Genomic DNA, 23,823 nt, shown 5'->3' with positions numbered 1-23,823 from the left:
CATCATTTTTTGCTGCAAATTTACAACAGAATTTTATAATAAACTAATAATACAAAGAGGAGAAAATCATCATGGATAAGACAATGCCATTATCAGCCTTGCGTCAAAACAGTGGGATGTTTGACGGCTTAGAACCCGGTATGGCGATTAATTTCACCAAAAATGGGACTTCAGTAGTGATCTTGGTTAACTCCGAAGAATGGGCTCGTACACAAGCATCAATTCGGCTGTTATCAGAATTAAATAAGGTTGAGCGGAATTTTGGTGAAGGTGTGTCCTTGAGTGACTTCCGTGCTCGTCATCAGCGAGGATAGTCAAGTTCAATTATCAAATGATGATGAAGATGACTATATATGAGGAACTTAAGCATACAGTTTAATAAATAAAGAATGCTCCTGAGATCTGAAAAATTCAATCTCAGGAGCATTCTTTATTTAAGTTTTTTGCATGTTATATCAATTCCAAATCAAATACTTTTTGTATTTCGTCTTGGCTTAAAAATTTTGATAGATAAGCTTTTTCATTTGACAGAAAATCGTTATTATCCTGTGCTAAGTAAGTAATTAAATTAGACTTTTTTATTAACTTTAAGCCCTCTTTTTTATTCCCGCTGAGGTATAAAGTTAATCCCTGTAAATTGAATAGGCGGGCTCGATGATAGTAGTCTCTTTCTTGATCTTTAAAGTAAAAAGCTAGTCTATCAAGGAGTTGTTTTGCAACGGTCGAATTCTGTTTTTCCAGCATGTGTAAAATCATATTATTGTAAATATAAAATAGCATTGAGAAACTATCATATCTAAATTGGTCATACAAAATGGCCTTTTTATGAAGTTCTTGAAACAGATTTAACATGAACTCTTTTTCAAGAAAGGGAATGGCATGCCCGAAAAGGTATAGTTCAAAAAAAGTCCAGTTGGTAATGCTTTGAAAATAATTTTGTAAAATCTTTATTTCTTTTGCGGTAATAGTCCCCTTGTCTAGAGTTGTTAACATCATTTTAATTTGGATTACTTGTAGTTTTGAAAATTTATCAGATTTATTTTGCCATAGACGTAGGTGATCATTTAAAGAGTCAAAATCAGATGATTGATAGGCTCTTTGTAGTGTTGGCAGCAAATCATTTGTGTAAGAATTTAATTTTTGATATAAAAATTCAAATTCGGAAAGCTGAACATTAATTCTATCCAGTAGTTCTAACAGATGCATGAAAGAAATATCAGTCAAGCCTCTTTCAAATTTAGATAAAAAAGTATATGAAACAATCCCTCTACTGGCTTCCTTCAAGGTAATATTTTTCCCTTTTCTAAATGTATTAAAAACTTCCCCAATTTCAACCATAATTTTACCTATATGCACATTATTAACCATTTGATTACAAATATTTTAACATGAGGTGATTCAGTAAAAACCACTTATTTAAAAAGGTAATCTAAAGATGAAACAACTATTATTTAATTTATATCCAACACCAGCAAAAAATTTTTCTTTTTACTCGCTCTGGTTAAGCTTTTTAGTCTCTAACTTAGGCGATTGGATGTATCGTCTTGCTTTACCAATTATTATTTTGGAAAAAACGGGTTCAGCCTATCATGCGGCTACGGCTTTTGGTATTTCTTTTATACCATGGGTTCTATTTTCATTGATTGGTGGTGTGCTAGCTGATAATTATTCGAAAAGAAAAATATTAATTGTTGGTAATATCTTGGCCGCAATATTTAGTTACTTTTTATTATTTACTTTGAATGTTGTGAATATCAACTTTACATTCCTGTATCTAGCAATATTTTTATTAGCCTCAGTTGATCCATTAGTTCATCCAAGTTTTCAAAGTATCATTCCAGAGATTATCAATCGGGATGATTACGTTAAAGCAAATGCAGTCATTCAAACGATTGATAACACCTTAACTATTATGGGGCCGTTAGTTGGTGGCAGCATTGTGATGTTATTAGGTGGGCTAAATGCACTTTGGTTTGAAATTGGTTCTTTTATCGTATCTGCTTGTATTTTATATGGCTTACCTAAAATAAAGGAATCACATAAAAAGCAAATTACACTGGCAAACATTAAAAATGATATTTTAGCTGGGGCTAAATATAGTTTTCATCAAAAAGTTATTTTTAGTGGTTCTTTGATGTTTTTTGTTACCAATTTTGCTCTCAACATGTTTGAAGCCAACTATATTTTTTATATGACCAAAGACTTGGGATATCCACTGGTAGATGCCACGATTGCTTTGTCTTTGGGTGGAGTTGGGGCATTGTTAGCCGGTCCGGTTAGTACGTTGATTGTTGAACGCTATCATGCCGGTTTACTCCTGTCAATAAGTACTACACTAGCGGGATTAAGTACGCTCCTGCTATTAGTTAATACAAATTATATTTATATTGGTATTGTTTTAGGGTTCATTAGTTTTTTTGGCACGATTAATGTCATTACTTATTTCACACTTCGTCAACGGACTGTCCCTCGTGAGCAATTAGGTCGAGTCGTTGCCATTACCAGAATGATTTCTTATGCCTCTATTCCGATTGGATCATGGTTTGGTGGTTTATTGTTAAATCAAGGCGTTTCGATGATTTGGATAATTTTAATAGCAGGGCTTTTGAGGACAGGAGCTGGTCTAGGAGCGGGAATATCACCTTTGGGACATGAAAAATAATATGTATGAATAAAAATTTTATTTTTTGTTTATCTATTTTGCTGAAGTTAAAAGTGATACACTAGTTCTATGGAAATCGAACTAGAAGATCAAAAAAGAGCTGAAATATTTAAAACTTTATCGGATGCCAATCGCTTAAAAATAATTCGCACTCTACAGGCTAGTAATCGCGAAATGACTTGTGGGGAAGTCGGTGCCAAGCTGGCTATTAGTAAATCCACAGTCTCTTATCACTTTAAAGCCCTTAGAGCAGTCGGATTAACGAACACGAGAAAAGAAGCACAAAGTAAGTATCTATCTTTAAATCAGGAAACTTTTAATCAATATTTACCCGGATTCTTAGATTCTTTATGAATCTTTTATTTTTACCCTTTAGTTCGATAATTATAGAAATAAAAAGGAGAGAAAATGAACATAAAAAAGGGGTTTACCAGAAATCTTATACTAACGGCTATTTTAATTGCGACCTTTATGACCTCCGTGGAAACGACGATTATTACGACTGCGTTGCCCACGATTGTTAGTAATTTAAATGGGTTATCCTATCAAAGTTGGATATTTGCCATGTATCTCTTAACTACGGCCTTGACGACGCCGATATATGGTAAACTATCCGATCAAATTGGCCGAAAACCAGTTTTTTTAATTGGTTTAGTCTTTTTTACAACTGGTTCGGCTCTGTGTGGACTAGCCGGTAATATGTTAAGTTTGATTCTCTTTCGAGCGATTCAAGGATTGGGTGCCGGAGCCATTATGCCGATTACCTTTACGATGATTGCTGATTTATTCACCTACCAAGAACGGTCTAAGATGTTGGCGCTCAACAATACGCTTGGGGAATTTCGGCATTACTTGGGCCTCTGATGGGTGGCTATATTGTCGATAATTTGGGCTGGCACTGGGTATTTTTTATTAATGTACCCCTTGGGGTGATTGTCTTTTTAATTATTTTTACTACTTACCATGATTCAAAACTAATTCATCAAAAGTCGAAAATGGATTTTTTAGGCATTGCTAGTCTGTCCATTTTACTGGTATCGGTCTTGTTGTTATTTCAAGGCTTATCAGTTTCTAAAATTAATTGGGTTTTAATGGCCTTTTTAACGTTAGTAATTCTACTAGCTACACTGGTTTTAATAAAAGTCGAACAGCAGGCCATTGATCCCATCGTGCCCCTGAATTTATTTGGGAATCAATTATTTTTGGTTCAAATTTTTACCACCTTGGCGCTCAGTGCTATTCAAATTGGTTTTCAAACTTATTTTCCAATGTGGTTCCAATCACTTTATCATGCTAGCCCCTCGCTGGCGGGGTTGGCTGTGACGCCTAGTCCGATTTTGTGGCTACTTTCCTCATTTTTGGTGGGGAGTTTAGTTGAAAAATTTGCTCCTAAATATATTGCTTTGCCTTTAATCATTGTGATGGCTTTGACCTACTTACCGCTGGTCTTTGCTTCGATTAATTTTCCAGAGTACTTATTCTATGTTATTTCTGGTGTGACCGGTTTTGTCTTGGGAATTGTGATTACAATGAACACTCTAATTGCCCAGCATGTGGTATCACAAAAAGACCTCGGCACAGCTTCTTCCATGATTACCTTAGGCAGAACGTTGGGACAAACGATTGCGACTGGTATTTTTGGTTTGATATTTAATTTAACCATTCATCACGAGATTTTCCAGCAACCTACAATTAGTGAAAATATGGTAAATCAATTCATTAGCAGTAATAATCACGGCAGCACCATGGTTGGTAAAAACTTTGATGTCTTAGCCCAGGCAGTATTGTCGGGTATGCATGCGGTTTTTCTGGTTACCTTGATTTTGTTTGTTCTGGTTATTATTCTGAATTTATCGGATAAAAAGCGGACCATTGTAAAATAAATCAAAAAAATCCTCGTTAACATCCTAGCTAACGGGGATTTTTATTATGGTTGCGTTGCAATCGCAAGCTTAATTGCCTCAACTGCTTGCTTTAGATGGCTTTCATCGATTACCAGAGGTGGTAGGAGCCGGAGCGTGTTCCCCCGAGCTGATAGGGTCAGGTAACCAGCCTTTTGGAGGGAAGTAATCACCTGATTAACCGGCACTTCTTCAGTCAGATGAATGCCAATCATTAAACCAGCGCCACTAACCGCCTTTACTTGGGCAAGGGGGGCGATTTCCTGCTCTAATAGCTTCATTAAAAATGCCCCTTTAGCTTGTACACTGGTTAAAAAAGTAGGGGTTAGCTGCTGCAAAACTTCCTTTGCCGCCGCCATAGCGACTAAGTTACCACCAAAAGTAGTCCCGTGGTTACCAATTTTAAAGTGTTTTGCGACATTTTTTTTAGCTAACATTGCCCCGACTGGTAAACCATTGGCAAGCCCCTTGGCCACTGTGATAATATCAGGCTCCAGGCCAAATTGTTGATAGGCAAATTGATAGCCGGTCCGACCCATGCCCGTCTGTACCTCGTCAACGATTAGTAGGGTCTGAGTTGCTTGACATTGGGCTTGGACGGCTTGTAACCACTGCTGATGACCGACATTGACACCACCTTCGCCTTGGATGACTTCTAAAATAACAGCCGCCGTATTTTCATTAATAGCCGTTAAGGCCTGTTCCTGATTATAATCAACCATCTTCACGTGGGGGAGCAGTGGGTCAAAACCTTCTTGAATGTGGGGATAGCCGGTTACGGACAGGGAGCCGATTGTCCGGCCATGGAAGCCATAATTAAAGGCTACAATTTCTTTTGGCTGCTTTGTTGATTTATCGGAAGCGACTTTAAAGGCTAGTTTAAGGGCTGCTTCGTTGGCTTCGGTACCGGAATTACAGAAGAAAGCTTGGTAATCAGCCGGACAGAGTAATTCAGCGACTTCTTCGGCTAAAGGATTTTGATAAAGATTGGAAATATGCCATAATTGGCTAATTTGTTGAGCTGCTGCTTGTTGAATAGCACAGTTACTATAGCCAAAGTTACAAACCCCGATTCCAGCGGTCAAATCAACATAGCTCTTACCATTTTGATCAATTAAGTGGAAATCATGACCACCGATAAGTTCGATGGGAAAGCGTTGGTAGGTTGACATGGTTGCATTCATATAAGAATTCCTCCGTTATTTTTAATGAGTAATCGTCGTACCAGGATGATTAAGCTGGTCGGTAATTGTAATTTGGTGGACACCATCTTTTAAACTGGCTAAAGCCGCTTTAATTTTAGGAATCATGCCACCGGTAATTTGTCCTTCTTGCATAAATTGCTGGGCTAAGGCTGGCGTTAACTGAGTTTGAACCTCTTGGTCAACTAAAATACCAGGAACGTCAGTCAGTAAAATTAATTCTTGTGCCTGCGTTAGCACTGCCAGAGCTTGGGCGGCCTGATCAGCATTGACGTTTAGCAGTTGCCCTTGGGGTGTTTGGACCAGTGAATTAATCAAGATTACGCTGTTAGTTGGACTTTGTGCCAATAGCTGAGTTTTAATACTGGTTACTTGGCCGACTTGGCCATATTGACTTTGGTCCAAATATTGACCTTGTAAGAGGGTATAGCCGTTAAAGTTTAGGGGCTGGCAGTTGATGCCATGTTGTTGAAATAATTGAGCAAAATAGGGCTGGATGACATTTGATAAAAGTCCCTGGGTAAGTAACATTTCAGCTGGTGAAGTTTTACGAATGCCATCAATTTTTTGCACTGGTAGATTAAAAAATTGACTAGTGGCAGTAATTAGTTGACCACCACCATGGACAATAATGATTTGTTTTTCTTGGTCCAGCCAAATCTGGATTTGTTTAAAAAAGTCCTCGGTAAGTTGATGGATGGCATTGCCACCGATTTTAATGATAATCATCGTTTTATCCCTCATAGGCGGCGTTGATTTCAACGTATTGATAGGTTAAATCACAACCCCAGGCCATACCTTGTGCCTCACCACAATGTAGATTGACAGTAATGATAATCTTATCAGTGGCTAAGATTTGGTGAAGGGCTGCTTGGTCAACCGGAACAGTCAAACTGTTTTTGACTAAGGGGATGCCACCAATTTGGATGTCCAATTGGTTGGGATTTAATTGGGCTTGGGTTTGGCCAATGGCTTGGACGATTCGTCCCCAATTGCCATCTTCGCCAAACAGCATGGCCTTAATTAAATTCGAGCCCACAATTGCCTTGGCAACTTGATTAGCTTCGACTGGATTGGCCGCATTTTGGACCTGGGCTTCAATTAATTTGTTGGCCCCCTCACCATCAGCTGCGACCATTTTTGCCAAATTAATTAAAACTGTTTGCAAGGCTTTTTTGAAGCTAACAAATTCAGGATGTTTGGCGGTTAGTGTTTGATTTTGTGCTTGACCATTGGCTAACACCACTACCATATCGTTGGTGGACATGCAGCCATCGACGGTAATTTGATTAAAAGAGCTTTGAATTAGTTCCCGTAGTAAATCTTGGAGTAATGAGCCTTCAATCTTAGCATCCGTGGCAATGAAGCCAAGCGTGGTACCCATATTGGGATGAATCATACCTGAGCCCTTGGCAAAACCAGTTATCGTGACTGTTTTTCCGTCAATGGTTAACGCATGACAAGTCTTTTTACTATGGGTATCAGTGGTAAGAATGGCTTCGGGGAGCTGCGATTGGGACGTTAGTGTGAGTTTTGCAAGGCCATCCTTAAACTTATCCATCGGCATTTGCTTACCAATAACACCAGTTGAGGCAACTCCCACTAAATCAGAACTGATATTGAGTTTTTCAGCGACTAAGTGACCACTTTGAGCCGCATTATCTAAACCAGGTTGCCCAGTAAAAGAATTAGCATTACCACTATTAATCACAAGAGCTTGTAAAGTTTGTCCTTTTTGAATCAGGCTCCTAGTATATTGAGTGGGTGCTGCTTGAAATTGGTTTTTAGTGTATACGCCAGCGGCGACTGCTGGGACATCAGAAACCAGCCAGCCAAAATCCAGTTGTTGGTCAGCTTTAAAGCCAGCATGGGTGGCACCAGATTGAAAGCCTTGTGGCCAAGTAAATTTAATTTCCATAATGTTTCTCCTAAAAAGTATTGGGATGGAGCGGTAATCCGCTTGTATCATTTAAATGAAAGAATTGGTTCATATTTTGAATAGCTTGGCCGGCGGCACCTTTGAGCATGTTATCAATGACTGAAACGGTTAAGAGGTAGCCGGTTTTTTCATTAAAAGCAAGGCCGATATTACAATTATTACTGCCAACCACGCTCTTAATATCTGGTAAATCTTCATCTAAAAGATTAATAAAAGGCGCTGCTTGATACTGCTTTTGATAGGCTTGCTGAATGTCTGCTTGGCCAATTCCGGGTTTTACCTTGGTATAAATTGAAGCCATAATGCCACGGTCAATGGGGATTAGGGAGGTCATAAATTGTAGGTGGGGAATTGTTGGATTCCAGGCTTGTAGTTGCGCTAAAATTTCAGGAATATGCTGGTGTTGATTAGCTTTATAGACCTGCATATTTTCATTGGCCCGCAAATAATGGGATGAAGTGCTTAAACTTTTACCAGCACCGGATAAGCCAGATTTAGCATCAACGATAATGCTATCGGGATAGATTAAATCGGCTTGGACCAAGGGGGCTAAGCCTAATAAAGTAGCTGTGGCATAGCAACCAGGATTAGCGATGTAGTGCTGTTGATGATTTTGATTTAAATCAGCCAAGCCGTAGTAGGAATGGGCCAAATTTTGGCTGGTTGGGCCGGTTTTGTGATACCACTTTTGATAAGTTTCAGGCTCTTTCAAACGAAAATCGCCGGATAGATCAATTACCGGAAAATCTTGGTCTAAAAAGGGCTGCGCTAATTGGGTGGCAATCCCGGCACTTGTTGCTAAAAATAGCACGTCATTATCAGCCATAATCTGCTGACTATCATAGGGGAGGGCCATAGCTAGGTGCTGGTGATCTAACCGATTGTTTACCTGCCACAGGGGTGTTTTTTGTGATAAGTCATGCTGATAAATGTTAATTTGGGTCACATTCGGATGATTTTGTAATAATTGGTAAAGTTGCATCCCGGCGTAGCCGGTGATGCCAACGAGGGCGATTTTCATCATGAGCTCCTTGTTTTATATGGATTAGTAGATTGTTTGTATATTGTTAAGTTATATCGGGGAAGCCCCGTCGTCGTTTGCTATACATCATGGATCCTTCGCTTTCTGAAAATAAAAAACGCCCTCTTGGATAATTCAATCCAAGAGGACGTCGATAACGTGGTACCACCTCAATTTCTAAAAGTAATCACACTTTTAGCTTATAAAGTTAAAAAACTTTTAGCATAACGGGCTAGTCACCGGAACCCCCTAATCGTTTCAGGGGTCAACTCATGGGCACGATCTAGTTAATTTGTTTGGCCGGTTCTCACGAGTTAACATCCAGCTTTTCTGTGAAAACAAATTTAACTAAAATTTCCAATCATAGTTTTTCATATTAAAAAAATCTAATATTTATTAGCTATTATGTTATGGTACAGATTTATTTTTGTCAAGTAAAATAACAATAAAATTAAAATATCATTAGTATTCCTTTATAGAACCCAATATACTATAATCTAATTATCTCATAAAACTCGTTTTCGATGGAGTAAGAGGACGATATGGTTGATAATTTAATTGTCAGAATACAAGCAAGAGGATAGAAAGATGCTAGGAGAAATTGGAAAGCTAATTTTAAATCAAGACTTAGAGGCGACCATGATGGATGTGCGAATGGGCCTGGAAGTCGAAATGCATCGGGTGGAAAAAGATGGGCGTCTAACAACCCATGATTTTCCAGAAGAACTGGGGGACCAAAAGCAAAACCGACATATTAAAAACGATTTTTTGAATAGTCAAAGTGAGTTGATTACCCCAACAGCGGATAATTCAGCTGAAGCGGTACGTGATTTGACGGCTTTAAATCATACTTTACGGGCTTCGTTGAGTCAAGATGATGACTTGCTTTGGCCGCTATCAATGCCACCGATTTTGCCCGAAGATTTAAGTACTTTGGAGATTTCACACGTTACCCCTGAAAAAGCCGAGTACTATCGGAACTGGTTGAGTCGTCATGATATCCGTCGTTCCGTACCGACTGGGGTACACATTAATCTAAGTTTTGATGATGCGCTGACCGAGTCTTTGTTTGCCTATTTGAAAGACGAATACGATACACCGGCTAAATTCAAAAATGCCATGTTTGATAAGGTGGTCCACGGCTTTGTCCAGTATCGTTGGCTATTGACCTATTTGTTTGGGGCCGCACCCATCACCGAAAAAAACTACTATACTGACACTCGACCGGATCATCCAGTCCGCTCTTTACGTTCCTCGCGTGATTTTGGCCTTTTTAGTGAATTTCGAGGCGATTATACCAGTGTCGCTGCTTATGAAAAGGCGATTTTGGCTGCGATTGAATCAGGACAGATTCAAGGGGAATCGGAATTTCATGGTCCGATTCGTTTAAAATCTGTTGGTGGACTAGCAGGAATGGCTGAGCGGGGCTTGGATTATTTGGAGCTAAGAATGTTGGATCTGGATCCAACTTCTTCAATTGGCATTCGTGATTCGACGATTCGTTTCGTACGGTTATTGGTGATGTACTTTATGATGACGGAAAGCACCTGGGATGCCCATTCTCAGCAATTAGCTGAAGAAATGAATGAACAAGTCGCTTTGGAACCTGCCACTTCGATGACTAGCTATCAGACCCAAGCCTTAGATTTCATGGATAAACTTCAAGAGTTTGTGGCCGATGTGGGGCTATCGGTTAATGTGCAAAGAACGTTAAAAGAGTTGTATCAGCGGGTTGTCAATCCAGCAACAACCCTTTCAGCTCAATTAGAGGCGATGATTGTCGATGATTCATTGGTTGATTATGCGATTCGACAGGCTCAAATGTATCAAGATGCTGCCATTAAAGAAATTCAAAGTCGTCGTATTTATAAATTATCTGTTGATGGTCAACATGTCTCAGATCAAAAATTACGGGAAATTCTTTTCGATCAACCTTGGCATCACGTTGAATATCCAGCTGAAATTCGATAATACTCGTAAAAACCAGGAATATTTTCCTGGTTTTTTTATGACCGATATTTGTTATTTTTGTAGCAAATATGCGTTATATTTGTAGCATAGTTGCGTTATAAAGGAAACTTCGGTAAGTTTAATTAGTCGGCATGTTTTCATACATAACGATAAATACTGTCTATGACACGAGGAGAGAAACAAATGACACAAACAGCAACATTGATCAGTATGGGCCTGGCAGAGCCAGATAACATTGTTTACACCAAGGATTTAGCCGAGCGTATGGGCGTTGATCCTAAGTGGGCAGAACGAGTTACTGGTATCCATTCACGGCGTCATACAACCGTGGAAGGGGTGAATGATGAAGGAATTCGCCTTGCCAAAGCCTCTTTAGATCAAGCGCTACAACGTGCTGATCTTAAGATTACTGACTTAGACGTTATTATCTGTGCTTCAGCGGTGCCTAGCCAAGCTATTCCGGCGACAGCACCGTTATTACAAGCAGCTTATGGAGAGGAAGCTGCTGGTATTCCAGCCTTTGATATTAACGCAACTTGCATTAGCTTTGTTACAGCTTTTGATTTGATGGCCAATATGATTAGTTTAGGTAAGTATCAACGAGTTGGTATCGTCAGCACCGATTTGCCCTCACTGTCATTAAATTTTGATGAACCTAAGAATGCTTTGCTATTTGGTGATGGTTCAGCGGCTGCTATTTTGGGCGTGGATGATCATCAGGCAGTTCATGTATTAGCCAATAAAATGGCAACTTATGGTAGCGGTGCCCACGACACTGAAATTCGTGGTGGTGGTAGTGCTATTCCACCTAAGGTTTATGCACAACAACCTAAGACTGATTTTATGTTCCACATGGATGGGCAAGCTACTTTCCGCTTAGCAATGCGTAAAGTGCCTGATTTTGTGGATGAATTACTTCAAGAAGCTGGCTTGGACTTAAAGGACATCGACATGGTTGTTCCTCATCAAGCAAGTGGTTTAGCCATGAAAATTATGAAAAAGCACCTTGGGATTCCAGACGATAAATTTTATTCAATTATTGAAGATCATGGAAATATGGTTTCCGCTTCAATTCCAACTACTTTAGCTACAGCCATTGACCGTGGTGATATCAAACGTGGGGATAAGGTTTTGTTGATTGGAACGGCTGCTGGTTTGACCATGCAAGGGTTAATTTTTGAGTACTAATATGAAAAAAATTCTACTAACAGGCGTAACTGGTTTATTAGGACGTCAATTTGTTGCCGATTTAGCACAAAAATATGAAATCTATGGAATTGGTCGAAACCAGACGATAGGGCAGCAATTAGTGGAGCAGTACGGGATTACTTTTTTACCAATGGATTTGGCGCAATTATCTTCAGCCCAAATTCAAACTTTGGTGGATATAGCGCCAGATGCCATCGTACATGGTGCGGCCCGCTCAGAATATTGGGGTCCCAAAGAATGGTTCTATGAAGCTAATGTGGTCGGGACGGCTAACATGTTGATGGTAGCTGATTTAGCTCAGGTTAAACGCTTTATCCAAATTTCATCGCCTTCAGTTTATTTTCATTACGAAACCGCTCATATGATTACTGAAGATTATCCCTTGCCTAAAAAGTTTGCGAATTACTATGCCCAAACTAAGGCCGAGGCCGACCAATTAGTCATGGCAAACCCCATCCCTTATATTATTATTCGTCCTCGAGCTATTTTCGGACCAAATGATGAGACGATTTTAAAGCCTCTTTTGGATCGTAATGCCCAGGGGGGAATTCCTTTACCCAACTATGGTAAGTCGCAATGGATTGATGTTACCAATGTTTCGAATGTGGTTGAATCGATTCGATTAGCCTTAGAAACCAATAATCCGGCCGCTTTAAATCAGATTTATAATATTACGGATGGTCAACCACGTAATATGCATGAAATATTAGTTTACTTAACTAACCGCTTGAATGTGCCCTTAAAAATTAAACCGATTCCCTTTGGTCTGCTTTTTACCGCTGGAGCGCTTGATGAAGCTATCCACCGGATGATTGCCACCCGAAAAGCGCCACAGATTACGCGGTATGTGGCCAGTGTTTTAGGCCATACGCAAACTTTGTCAATTAATAAGGCTCAAGAATTATTGAACTATCAGCCGATTAAGACAACTAATCAAGGAATTCAGGAGTTTGTCGATGCCCAGCAAAGTTAAATTAGTAGCTATTTTAGATACCGGTTTTACGATTGCTCCTAGTTTTGTGATTAACCGGCATCATAAAAGTTTAAAAATCAAAAAAATTCCAGCCTTAGCTTTTTTACTCCATCATGATGATTTGGGTTATATCATGGTTGATACCGGTTATAGTAAGGAATTTTTGACAGCAACACGGCATTTTCCAGCTCGTTTTTATCGGTGGGTTACGCCAGTGAAAATGCAAGAGAAGCAGAGTGTGATTGCTCAACTAAAAGAACATGGTATTGAACCGACTGATATTAAAATTATTATTTTGTCACATTTGCATGCCGATCATGTTGGTGATTTGCGAGCCTTTTCGCAGAGTCAAATTTTAATTGAACCAGCCGAATTGGATTACGCTCAAAAGCTCAAGGGGGCTACCCAAGTTCGTCACGGATACTTGAAGTATCTTCTGGAACCGGTTACTAAGCTTGGTGAAGCTATTCAAGTAGCTGCACCAGCCGGACTATTGGGACCCGATAGTTTGGAATTAGTTGAATTATCTGGTCATAGTCGGGCTATGTTTGGCTTGAAATTTAAGGATCAACAATCCCAACAGGAGATTTTACTAGCCGCTGATGCTGCATGGAGTCAAGCTGAGGTCCAAGACCCAGATAATGGCCCAGCTAAATTAGCACACATGATGATGTATTCATGGCCACTGTATCAAAAAAGTATTCAAAAGGTGCATGATTATCATCAGCAGGGGGTTAAAGTTTTATTAGCGCATGAAAGTAGGGAGAGTCAATGGTTTTAATTTTTGATTTTTTGGGTTCTTATACTAAAACGCGCTGGGATATGAAACATTTGCGTTCTCGAGCTCAACTAGAGAAGGTGCAACAGCGTCGTTTGCAACGTTTATTAAAGTGGTTACCTGCTGATCATTACTATTCGGCTTATAAAAATGGCCCCTGGTCACAAATTCCAATTAGTGATAAAGCGCATTGGATGGGCAACTTTAATCAAGTGAACACGCTGGGGTTGGATTTTGATCAGACTCGTAATTTTGCCCGCCATCAAGAAGATACGCGGCAGTTTGACGATGAAATCAGACCCGGGATTAGTGTCGGCTTGTCGACTGGGACCTCAGGTAATCAAGGCGTTTTTATTACTAGTCAACGGGAACGCGGACTGTGGGCCGGGGCTATTATTGGTAAATTGCTGCCTAAAATACCAAAGCAACAAGAGCGAGTAGCCTTTTTTATGCGGGCTAATAATAATTTATATGAGTCTACTGGTTCCCGTTTTTTAAAATTCAAATTTTTTGATTTAATGCGTGATCCACAAAAAAACTTGGTCGACTTAGTTCCTTTTGATGCCACGATCTTAATAGCGCCACCAACGATGTTGTTAGAAATTGTTCGTTACTATCAAGAGCACAAGCTTGACTTTAGCTTTAAAAAGATTATTTCAATTGCCGAAACCTTGGAACCAGAAGATAAAAACTGGTTGGAAAAAGAAACCGGTCAAATCATTCATCAAGTTTACCAAGCCACTGAGGGATTTTTAGGCGCAACCTGTCCTTATGGAACTTTGCATCTTAATGAAGATAATTTATTAGTTGAAAAAGATGTCATTGATGAAGAGCAGCATTTGTTTGCTCCAATCATTACTGATTTTTATCGACATTCACAACCTTTAATTCGTTACCGTTTAAATGATGTTTTACAAGAAAAAGTGACGCCCTGTCCTTGTGGATCGCCTTACTTAGCGCTAGAACGGATTATTGGGCGTGAAGATGATTTGTTGATTTTTGCTCAAGAAAATAGTCAAGGAAGCCAAAAAGTTTTTCCAGATTTCTTGCGAAAGGTTGTTTTGGAGGCTAATGCCAATATTCAAAACTATCAAATTATCCAGCAAGATCCACACCATTTAACAATTGCCCTTGAAGATGAAGCCTATCAAAAAGCAGTTATGGATAATTTGATTAAATTCTTGCAAACACATCATTTAGAGGTGCCGGCAGTGAATTTTGTCGCTTATCATTATGATTTTAAAAATGGTAAACGGCGTAAAATTATTCGGGAAAAACAGAAAGGGAAGGTGTAATGCGGGTCCAAGGATCACGAGTATTAGTAACGGGTGCGCGGGCGCCAATTGCGGTAGCCTTGATGGACCAATTGGTAGAAGCTGGTTTTAAGGTTTGGGCTACTGATAGTGTTGATTTTGCCTTAGGTCGTCATTTTCAAAAATTAGAAGGCTTTGAAACCACCGCACCTTGTCGCTTCCAAACTGATCAATATATTGCTGATATTAATGCGATTGTTAAAAAACATGATATTGATTGGATTTTACCTAGTAATGAAGAAACTTTTTGGCTTAGTCGCCAGCGCCAAGAGTTGATTGTGCCATTGTTTGCTGGTGATTTTTCCATTATTAGTCAATTACACCACAAACGTAAATATGGTGAATTATTACAGGAAGCAGGTTTACGGGTTCCTAAAAGTTTTAACGAACCAGGACCGAATCGAATTATTAAAAATGATTATTCACGATTTACCGGTGTTGGTGAAGCAGATCAAGCACAGCCTTATTTTTACCAGGAAAAAATTACGGGTAAGGAATGGTGTATAACTGTTGTCGCTCAAGATGGGGAAATCCAAGCGGGCATCGTCTACGATAAGGCCTTTAATTTCCGGGGATCATCCAGTGTCTATTTTGCTGACCAGCAACGGCCGGATATTCTAGCTGAATTTGCTAAATTAATGCGGTCAACTAATTATACGGGGTTGATTGGTGCTGATCTTATTGAAAGTGATGCAGATCAAGGATTATATTTCATTGACATTAATCCCCGCGGAACCAGTGGTTTAGTGCTGTTAAATGCCAATTTTTGGCGTGGAGAAGGGGTTTCTTTGAAATCTGATCGTCGCGCTAGCTTGGCCTTACTACCGCTGTTTTGGCGCCACCCAATTTTAACGAGGCGTGCTTTTAGCCGTTCTAAAGATATTTTTAATGGCATGGCAATTGCCCATCCTTATTATTTACAGTTTGTTCAGATGTATGATTGGTGGCGTTATGCCCACCATCAAGGTATTAATTTACGACAAGCGACGGTCTATGATATTGAATGGGACGGTCAATAGTAAAAAGTCAGGAATTTTTCCTGGCTTTTTTTACTAGAATCAGTTTGGTAAAGTTAACCTGTGAATAAGATTTTTTCAATACGTATCATAAGCTATCGGGCTTGAAAATTTAATTAAGTTCGATGACCAGGTAGTTACTGTACGATTTTTGACAGGTAATTGAGGCATAAGAATGGATAAAACAATTTATGGTTTAGATTTAGATCAACAGGGACGCTGTCACCATTATCATCAGGCTAATGATATTGCGGCTTTAAAATGTACGCAGTGTCAACAATATTATGCCTGCTATCAATGCCACAATGCCTTAGCAGATCATTTATTTGTTGCTTGTGATCCTAACGATTTACCAGTGTTATGCGGTGTTTGTCAGCAATTAATGAATTATAACCAATATGTCACTGGGGTTTGTCCGTCTTGTCAGAGCGCTTTTAATCCTAAATGTAGTTTACATCGCGATATTTATTTTAAGGAGTCAGCATGCAATTAAGTCATATTCAAAAGTTTGTTCATCAAAAAATGGATGGAGATGTTACGGGGCATGATTATTGGCATGCTCAGCGGGTGGTCAATTTGGCCCTTAGGCTATATCAACAAGAACAAACTCAAGACCAAGTAGATAATCGGGAAATACTAATTTTGGCGGCTTATTTGCATGATACTATCGATGATAAATTAGTCGTTGATCCAAATCAGGCTATTGTAGAAGTGAAAAGTTTACTGGATCAAGAGGGAATTAGCGAGGTAAACCAAGCTGAAATTTTATACATCATTGAGCACATGTCATTTTCGGCCAATCTAGGACAAAAGCAGCCCCTTTCTTTAATTGGACAATGTGTGCAGGATGCTGATCGATTAGATGCCATCGGAGCAATTGGGATTGCGCGCGCTTTTGCTTATGGTGGGGCGCATCAGCAAGTAATTTATGACCCTGAAATTTCCCCGATTGAGATTCAAGATAAAGCGGCTTATCGTAACCATCCCAGTACCAGTATTAATCACTTTTATGAAAAGCTTTTAAAATTAAAGGATTTGATGAATACGAAAGCTGGTTACCAAGAAGCCATCCGCCGGACTGATTACATGCAAAAATTTTTGCAAGAATTTAGAGATGAAATTGTATAATAATTACCATTTTAGTTGATTTATAATAGATTTATTAGAATTAAATTTTACTTTGTTCTAAGTCTGCTATAATTGATTTTAAAATGTGTGTTGGAGTAAGGAGAAAAATTACATATGAAACATTCAAAAAATACAAAGTGGCATTTAGCTAAAGCTGGAAAATACTTAGTTAATATCGGAGCAGCCTTCTCCGTCTTAGCTGCTGTAGCACCTTTAGGGGCCAATGTGGCCCAGGCGACCACTAAAGACAATCATGGGGAAGCTATGGTTAATAACCAATTTTGGCATGTTAATTCTACTGAGCAAATTCAAACGAGTATTGATGCTCAGGGGATGCGCCATGACATGGACCATTATGTGGTACAGTGGGGCGATACACTCAATGCCATTGCTTTGGCCTATGGAGTTGATACCAACACCTTAGTTACTCGCTATCACTTGACTAATCCAGATTTAATCTTTGCTGGTTATACTTTAGGACAACAGGCAGCCTTTCAAGCTAAGTTGACGCATACTAGTATGACAGTGGCAAATGCTACTAAGCCAGGGACTACTGTGGCGGTAGCATTACCACGGACAGTTGCTAATACTGGTAATCATGTGATGGGCAATACGGTTGTACCAACTGCCGACACGGTTAGCCCCCAAACAACCGTAAATAGCCAAGCTACCCAGCCTCAAGTAGAGTCGCAATCAACCACGACGAATACTAATAGTGTTCAAACATCAACTAGCGCACAGAGTGAAAGTACTCAGAGTAATCAATCTTCAACCAAGTCGCAAGAGTCTGTTAGTCAATCCTTAAAACCAGCGCAACCTGACCATTCTACAGAAAGCACACAGACATCAACTCAACCATCACAGGTTGTTTCAGATTCTTCTACTAAGGTTGATTCAAAATCACAAAGTACCGGTATTGTTGATTCCAATAGTCAAGCAGCCAATTCTCAAAGCGCTGCTGCTAGCCAACAGGCTTCTGAAAAGCAAACTCAAGCTGATTCAATGAACCAAAGTACTGCTGCTAGCCAACAGGCTTCTGAAAAGCAAACTCAAACTGATTCAATGAACCAGAGTGCTGCTGCTAGTCAACAGGCTTCTGAAAAGCAGACTCAAGCTGATTCAATGAATCAGAGTGCTGCTGCCAGCCAACAGGCTTCTGAAAAGCAAACTCAAGCTGATTCAATGAACCAAAGTACTGCTGCTAGTCAACAAGCCTCATTGAGTGTTAGTCAAAGTGCTAGCCAGCAACAATCACAATTAGATTCAATCAGTCAAAGTCAAGCTGATGTTAAGTGGGCTTCGCAAAAGAGTTCTGAAAGTACTAGTCTTAGTGCTGCTGATCAACAAAAGCATCAACAGGAATCCCAAGCAGCGGTCAATGATTATCGTAGTTCTGTTTCAGCCTCATTAGCTGATATTAAAAATCACCGTTCAACACCAGCCATTGATGTTGTTGATATTTCCTCCCATAACGGACATTTGAGTGTGCAAGACTTTACTCGAATGAAAGAGCAAGGGGTTAAGGCGGTCATTGTTAAGCTAACGGAAAGTACCAATTATCAAAATCCATATGCCCAAGAGCAAATTCAGAATGCCCAAGCTGCTGGTTTAGCAGTAGGGGCTTACCATTATTCGCATTACAATAGTGGTCAAATGGCTCACAATGAAGCCAGTTACTTTGCCGATGCAGCTGATAAATACGGTTTGAACAAAGACACCTTGATGATTAATGACTTGGAAGAAAATGACACTAAATCATCAACTGTGACAGCTGATGCTGCTAACTTTAACCAAACATTAAAGGACCGTGGCTATCACAATACCGCCATTTATCTAAATCCAACTTACCAAAAGGAAACGGGCATTAACTTGAGTTTCGTTGGTAATGACCGAGTATGGATGGCACAATACCCATACTATCCAAGCTCATCTGATTTACGTCATGGTGAAAACGGCATGTGGCAATGGACTAGTTCAGCCACTTTTGCCGGTGTAACTGGTCAATTTGACGGTTCAATTCTTTATAATCCGTCTCTCTTTAATGGTAGTGGCATTTCGACAACTGGTGGGAACTTGCACAAGGCAGTAACTACTAGCATTGAGAAATTCCAAGAGGCAGGCAATCACTATGTTTTGGAAGGAACTATGACTGTCAATGAAGTGCAAAATGTCAATGGACTGCAACAGGTTCGGATTAGTGAATTGACTGCCGATCCATTTGACTGGACTGACAATGGTATTCCAACCGTACTTTTGGAAAACACCAATGGTTCCAATAGTTTCAAGGTTGGTGATCAGGTTAAGTTTAAGGCTCAATATCAGCGTGGCAATATTATTAAGTATGACACCGCTAGCAATGCCATCGGGATTGACTACCCTCAAGGAGTGGGGATTGTCTGGTTTGATGCTAATAAAGCTTGGAATCACGCCTAAATTTTAAGAAACCCTTTTAGGGTTTTTTATTATGAAAATAAACTCATAAGTTTCTAAGTTATTTGAGTAAAATACCTGATTTTAAAGATGAAATTTAGTAGAATAAAACCATATGTAAATTAATAATTTAATCGTTATGGTATCAGTCATATCACAGGATTTGATTGACCTGACGCAATGGAGAACTAATGACAAAAAAACCGATGGGGTTAACCCAAGCAGAAGTACAGGCCCAGTTTGATGCAGGCCACCATAATTTACCTTTAAAACCGTTAACTCGGACAGTACGACAGATTATTCAAGATAATACTTTGACCTTGTTTAACGTCGTCAATTTTGTCATTGGTATTTTAATTATTACCACCGGACGTTTAAGTAATTTATTGTTTTTGTTCATTGCGGTAATTAATACTGTCATCGGTACTTTCCAAGAAATACGTAGTAAACACCAAATTGATAAGCTATCCTTAGTAGCGACAGCTAAAACCAAGGTTATCCGTGATGGTCAAGAAGATGAAATTGATCAATCACAAATTGTTTTAGGTGATGTGATTGTTCTCCGCCGAGGCGACCAGGTTCCAGTCGACGGAAAAATCACAATTACTGATGGCTTAAGCTGTGATGAAAGCCAGTTAACTGGTGAATCAATTCCAATTGAAAAAGGAGACGGTGACCAGGTATTTTCAGGTTCCTTTATCCTATCTGGAAAAGCTTTTATGGAAGTTACTGCGGTTGGAAAAGATACGTCGGTTTCTAAAATTGCGCTTTCCGTTAAAAAAGAGAAGAAAAACAATAGTCAATTACTCAAAACGATTAATCGGATTATCCAAGTATTAACCTATATTTTGATTCCTTTAGGAATTACGCTCTTTATGGTTTCGATGCTTAAACGGGGAGACTATAACCGTGCAATTTTGAGTGCCAGTGCCGCCATGTTAGGGATGATTCCCGAGGGATTGGTCCTATTGACCAATGTAGCTTTAGCAGTTTCTGCACGGAATTTAGCGCAAAAGCGGGTACTCGTTCGTTCGCTGCCAGCGATTGAATCCTTGGCCCGAGTAGATGTTTTGTGTCTAGATAAAACAGGAACCATTACCAGTGGTAAATTAAAATTGGCCGATATTATCACTGCTGATTCATTCACCAAAGATCAAGTTAAACAGGCTGCTGCGCAGATTGTTTATGCCCTAAACGATGATAATGAAACTGCGCTAGCTTTAAAAGATGCCGTACCTGATTTTAAAAGTCAACCGGTAGAAGCTTCATTTCCCTTTGATTCAGCCTATAAATGGTCTGGTATTGTCGTTGGCGGTCAGGGACTTGTTCTGGGAGCCCCAGAATTTGTTTTCCCAGATGGTTTGCCAGACCAGTTGGCCAAGCAGGCTGAAAATTATACTCACCAGGGTTATCGAGTTTTGGTAATTGCCAAAAGTGCAGCGGGATTGAGTCATCCTTTGCCAGCAATGACTTTAATGGGTTTGGTCTTAATTACTGATGAATTACGTCCCCGAGCCGTCGATACCTTTGCCTTTTTCAAGGATCAAGATGTAACCCTAAAAGTGATTTCTGGTGATAATCCAGCCACAGTTGCTAGTATTGCGCAACGAGCTAAAATTAAGAATGCTGATAGCTATGTCGATATGAGTAAAGTTGGCGAAAATGCTGATTTTGTCGCCTTAACTCGTGAAAACACTGTTTTTGGCCGAGTGACACCCGAGCAAAAGAAGCATTTGATTATGGCATTACAAGAGCAACACCACACGGTAGCCATGACCGGGGATGGGGTTAATGATGTGCCGGCGCTACGGCAAGCTGATTGTAGTGTGGCCATGGCTAGTGGTTCTGAAGCCGCTAGTTCGATTGCTGAGTTCGTCTTGTTAGATTCTAATTTTGAAGCAATGACTGGGGTTCTTAATGAAGGACGTCGGGTTATCAATAATATTCAGCGGGTTGCTTCGATGTACTTGGTTAAAACGATTTATTCGGTTTTGCTTTCCATCATCTATTTGTGTTTAATGTTGGATTACCCAATTATTCCAATTAATTTAACACCAATTTCGGCGGTCTTAGTTGCGATTCCATCGTTCTTCTTAGCTTTGGAACCTAATTTTCAACGGGTAAGTGGTAACTTTATGCACTCAACTTTGTCGGTGGCTGCGCCAGCAGCTATTAGTGTTGTTTTGTATAACCTCTTTTTGACGTTACTTTCAAAGTTAATGGGGTTAGACTATAACACTACTGCTACCATGTCCTCGATTCTGATTGCTGTGGTTTCCTTTAATGTCTTGTTATCGGTATCAAAACCATACAATTCATATAAAATTTTCATGTTGGCTGCCTGTGCGGTAGCGACTGTGGTGGTCTTCACGGTTTTGCATCGACCATTCTCATTTGTGAATATCTTCGATTGGCACTTGGCGTTAATTTACTGCCCACTGATTTTATCGACTTTCCCAGTTTATTGGTTAGTTGGCAAAACTGTACAAAGATTCTTACTATGGAATGAACACAGAAAACAAAATGGCTAAGTTGTTTTTTCACATAAAATAAATAAGCGGTTCGGTAGTGAATGCCGGGCTTTTTATTTGATAAAAAATATAAATTTAATGTTAAATAGTTGCTCTTATGATATTTTAATTGGTTTATCTTTGATTTTGGTTTAATATTGTTATGTTTTACTAGAAAGGAAACTGCATAATGAAAATCTTAAAGAAAATAGGAATTGGTATAGGGGCTTTAGTAGCTCTATTGATTATTCTTATTTTGCTTATGGCTGCTATATGCAGGCTAATTACTATCGAATTGCCGATCATAAACAGTTAACGGTTCATAACAATCAAAGTAGCCAGCTACAACTAGGAAAACAGTATACGGCTACAACTTATAATGTTGGCTTTGGTGCCTATAATCATGATTTTGATTTCTTCATGGATACAGGTGAGTTAAAAGATGGTACCAAAGTCAAGGGACATCGAGGAACCGCTATTTCTAAGCAGGCGGTCTTAGATTCGACCAATGGTGTTATTGATACCATGAAGGCGCAAAATGCAGATTTCATGTTTTTCCAGGAGATTGATACAAATTCAACTCGTAGTAAGCATGTCCCCCAGGTCAGCATGTTGGAACAGGCATTTAATCATTATGCCAGTACTTTTGCGGTGAACTTCCATACCGCCTTTATTGCGGTACCAATATACGATCCCCATGGGATTGCCAATTCTGGTTTACTTAGCCTGAGCCGTTATCAAATTGATAATGCTGAGCGACGTAAGTATCCGGTTAGCAGTTCATTTATTTCAAAGTTTGTTGATTTAGATCGCTGTTTTTCCGTAATGCGCATGCCAGTTAAAGATGGAAAAGATTTGGTCATGATCAACAGTCATATGTCGGCCTATGATAAGGGTGGCAAAATGCGTAAGGCTCAGATGAAGCTATTAAATGGCATCATGGAAAAAGAGTATCAAGCTGGTAATTATGTGATTGTGGGTGGTGATTTCAATTTTGCCCTTGGTCAAGATATGATTATGCATTTTGCTAACGGTGAAAAACGTCCCGAATGGGTTTCAGATATTGATCAGAGCATGTTACCAGAAGGCATTACCATGGTTAAAGCACAAAACCGCGAAACGGTACCAACCGTTCGTGGCGCTGAAATGAAGTATGATCCCAAGGTTAACTATATGACGATTTGTGATGGCTTCTTTGTTTCCAATAACGTTAAAGCAACGGCGACTGACATTGATACGGATTTCCGGTATGCTGATCATAATCCAGTTAAATTAGAATTTACTCTGGAATAAAAATGAATGCACGCTTTTTATTCAAAAGTATTTTGAACTTTGATTCGATCCCGATTGCTTTTACCTTTGTTAGTGGGTAATTGTTGGTACTTGGTTAAATGGGGTTGCTCGTCATAGGGGACAATCGAGTAGGTCAATAGTCGTTCGGGCGTTTGCTCGTCATTGATGGCAATCGTGACTTCAATTAGACTGGGATTCATAGCTGAAATTTTATAGTTCTTAAAGGTAATGCTGTCAATATCCTGAAAAGTATCAGCAACATTTGTGACGATTTGGTTTTCATAACGACCGGTATCGGGTTGATATTTAGCCTGCTTGGGCTCAGTAGAATGAACAAAAAGTCCCGTTAGAATAATGGTTATTAGAGCAATTAATATTAAGATGATTTTGAAAAAATATTTGTTTTTATATTTCATATAATTTTTGATAGGTACTTGTAGTATCATTTTGCTAGAGTTACTCGCAATTGGCGATATT

Annotated in this window: 20 protein-coding genes and 1 pseudogene; 15 read left to right on the top strand and 6 right to left on the bottom strand. The window is 39.4% G+C overall.

The genetic code is table 11. The features are described from left to right. The first annotated feature begins 71 nt into the window (after positions 1-71). The gene (locus tag C7384_RS01415; protein WP_089937712.1) at positions 72-314 is read left to right on the top strand and encodes a hypothetical protein; all 243 of its coding nucleotides are present in this window, start codon (positions 72-74) and stop codon (positions 312-314) included. Positions 315-450: 136 nt separating this feature from the next. Here the strand turns inward: C7384_RS01415 and C7384_RS01410 are convergent, their stop codons facing one another. After that, complete coding sequence (locus C7384_RS01410) at positions 451-1,338, bottom strand: helix-turn-helix domain-containing protein (RefSeq protein ID WP_089937711.1); 888 nt, start codon at positions 1,336-1,338, stop codon at positions 451-453. Between the two features lie 97 nt (positions 1,339-1,435). Between C7384_RS01410 and C7384_RS01405 the strand changes: the two genes are divergently transcribed. The 3 genes and pseudogenes from C7384_RS01405 (at position 1,436) to C7384_RS01395 (ending at position 4,545) form a co-directional block, all read left to right on the top strand. Beyond that, positions 1,436-2,662 (top strand): MFS transporter, encoded by a 1,227-nt coding sequence (locus C7384_RS01405; protein ID WP_089937709.1) that lies wholly within the window; start codon positions 1,436-1,438, stop codon positions 2,660-2,662. A 69-nt stretch (positions 2,663-2,731) separates the two neighbouring features. Further along, positions 2,732-3,016 (top strand): ArsR/SmtB family transcription factor, encoded by a 285-nt coding sequence (locus C7384_RS01400; protein WP_089937707.1) that lies wholly within the window; start codon positions 2,732-2,734, stop codon positions 3,014-3,016. A gap of 54 nt (positions 3,017-3,070) precedes the next feature. Beyond that, positions 3,071-4,545: pseudogene (locus tag C7384_RS01395) on the top strand (MFS transporter). Between the two features lie 44 nt (positions 4,546-4,589). On the opposite strand, the gene C7384_RS01390 reads toward C7384_RS01395, so the two are convergent. From C7384_RS01390 to argC, 4 genes are read right to left on the bottom strand one after another with little or no spacing between them, the layout of a single operon-like run. Continuing rightward, positions 4,590-5,747, bottom strand: a complete 1,158-nt coding sequence (locus C7384_RS01390) for an acetylornithine transaminase (protein WP_089937705.1) — start codon at positions 5,745-5,747, stop codon at positions 4,590-4,592. Positions 5,748-5,768: 21 nt separating this feature from the next. After that, on the bottom strand, positions 5,769-6,494 hold the full coding sequence (argB, locus tag C7384_RS01385) for an acetylglutamate kinase (RefSeq protein ID WP_165806756.1): 726 nt from the start codon (positions 6,492-6,494) through the stop codon (positions 5,769-5,771). A 4-nt stretch (positions 6,495-6,498) separates the two neighbouring features. Further along, the gene (argJ, locus tag C7384_RS01380; RefSeq protein ID WP_420838704.1) at positions 6,499-7,710 is read right to left on the bottom strand and encodes a bifunctional glutamate N-acetyltransferase/amino-acid acetyltransferase ArgJ; all 1,212 of its coding nucleotides are present in this window, start codon (positions 7,708-7,710) and stop codon (positions 6,499-6,501) included. Continuing rightward, positions 7,694-8,725 carry an N-acetyl-gamma-glutamyl-phosphate reductase gene (gene argC / locus C7384_RS01375; RefSeq protein WP_089937700.1) on the bottom strand — a complete coding sequence of 344 codons (1,032 nt, stop codon included), beginning with the start codon at positions 8,723-8,725 and terminating at the stop codon, positions 7,694-7,696. Before argC ends, argJ begins: the two co-directional genes overlap by 17 nt. Positions 8,726-9,313: 588 nt before the next feature. On the opposite strand from argC, the gene C7384_RS01370 reads away from it, so the two are divergent. The 11 genes from C7384_RS01370 to C7384_RS01320 all read left to right on the top strand — a co-directional run bounded on the left by C7384_RS01370 (position 9,314) and on the right by C7384_RS01320 (position 23,346). Continuing rightward, entirely contained in the window at positions 9,314-10,696 is a 1,383-nt protein-coding gene (locus C7384_RS01370; protein WP_089937698.1) for a hypothetical protein, read from the top strand. A 183-nt stretch (positions 10,697-10,879) separates the two neighbouring features. Beyond that, positions 10,880-11,884, top strand: a complete 1,005-nt coding sequence (locus C7384_RS01365) for a 3-oxoacyl-[acyl-carrier-protein] synthase III C-terminal domain-containing protein (protein ID WP_165806755.1) — start codon at positions 10,880-10,882, stop codon at positions 11,882-11,884. A gap of 1 nt (position 11,885) precedes the next feature. Next, on the top strand, positions 11,886-12,878 hold the full coding sequence (locus C7384_RS01360) for an NAD-dependent epimerase/dehydratase family protein (protein ID WP_089937695.1): 993 nt from the start codon (positions 11,886-11,888) through the stop codon (positions 12,876-12,878). Further along, complete coding sequence (locus C7384_RS01355) at positions 12,862-13,659, top strand: MBL fold metallo-hydrolase (RefSeq protein WP_089937693.1); 798 nt, start codon at positions 12,862-12,864, stop codon at positions 13,657-13,659. Before C7384_RS01360 ends, C7384_RS01355 begins: the two co-directional genes overlap by 17 nt. Further along, positions 13,650-14,951 carry a F390 synthetase-related protein gene (locus tag C7384_RS01350; RefSeq protein WP_089937691.1) on the top strand — a complete coding sequence of 434 codons (1,302 nt, stop codon included), beginning with the start codon at positions 13,650-13,652 and terminating at the stop codon, positions 14,949-14,951. The genes C7384_RS01355 and C7384_RS01350 overlap by 10 nt, the downstream gene beginning before the upstream one ends. After that, complete coding sequence (locus C7384_RS01345; protein WP_089937689.1) at positions 14,951-15,988, top strand: ATP-grasp domain-containing protein; 1,038 nt, start codon at positions 14,951-14,953, stop codon at positions 15,986-15,988. Before C7384_RS01350 ends, C7384_RS01345 begins: the two co-directional genes overlap by 1 nt. A gap of 172 nt (positions 15,989-16,160) precedes the next feature. Continuing rightward, a complete protein-coding gene (locus C7384_RS01340) occupies positions 16,161-16,478 on the top strand; it encodes a CHY zinc finger protein (RefSeq protein WP_089937687.1) in 318 nt (105 codons plus the stop codon). Continuing rightward, positions 16,469-17,113: an HD domain-containing protein gene (locus C7384_RS01335; protein ID WP_089937685.1), complete on the top strand. Its 645-nt coding sequence runs from the start codon at positions 16,469-16,471 to the stop codon at positions 17,111-17,113. Before C7384_RS01340 ends, C7384_RS01335 begins: the two co-directional genes overlap by 10 nt. Positions 17,114-17,227: 114 nt before the next feature. Further along, positions 17,228-19,546: a GH25 family lysozyme gene (locus C7384_RS01330; RefSeq protein ID WP_089937681.1), complete on the top strand. Its 2,319-nt coding sequence runs from the start codon at positions 17,228-17,230 to the stop codon at positions 19,544-19,546. Positions 19,547-19,734: 188 nt separating this feature from the next. Beyond that, positions 19,735-22,074, top strand: a complete 2,340-nt coding sequence (locus C7384_RS01325; RefSeq protein ID WP_089937679.1) for a cation-translocating P-type ATPase — start codon at positions 19,735-19,737, stop codon at positions 22,072-22,074. Positions 22,075-22,326: 252 nt separating this feature from the next. Further along, positions 22,327-23,346 carry an endonuclease/exonuclease/phosphatase family protein gene (locus tag C7384_RS01320; protein ID WP_116585370.1) on the top strand — a complete coding sequence of 340 codons (1,020 nt, stop codon included), beginning with the start codon at positions 22,327-22,329 and terminating at the stop codon, positions 23,344-23,346. Positions 23,347-23,363: 17 nt separating this feature from the next. On the opposite strand, the gene C7384_RS01315 is transcribed toward C7384_RS01320, so the two are convergent. Further along, positions 23,364-23,762, bottom strand: coding sequence for a hypothetical protein (locus C7384_RS01315; protein WP_089937677.1), 399 nt, complete (start codon positions 23,760-23,762; stop codon positions 23,364-23,366). Positions 23,763-23,823: the final 61 nt, after the last annotated feature.

The sequence above is a fragment of the Convivina intestini genome (genome assembly GCF_003096575.1).
Classification (GTDB): Bacteria; Bacillota; Bacilli; order Lactobacillales; family Lactobacillaceae; genus Convivina; species Convivina intestini.
The sequence above is the reverse complement of the archived record's forward strand: the minus strand, read 5'-3'. Positions and strand labels throughout refer to the sequence as shown.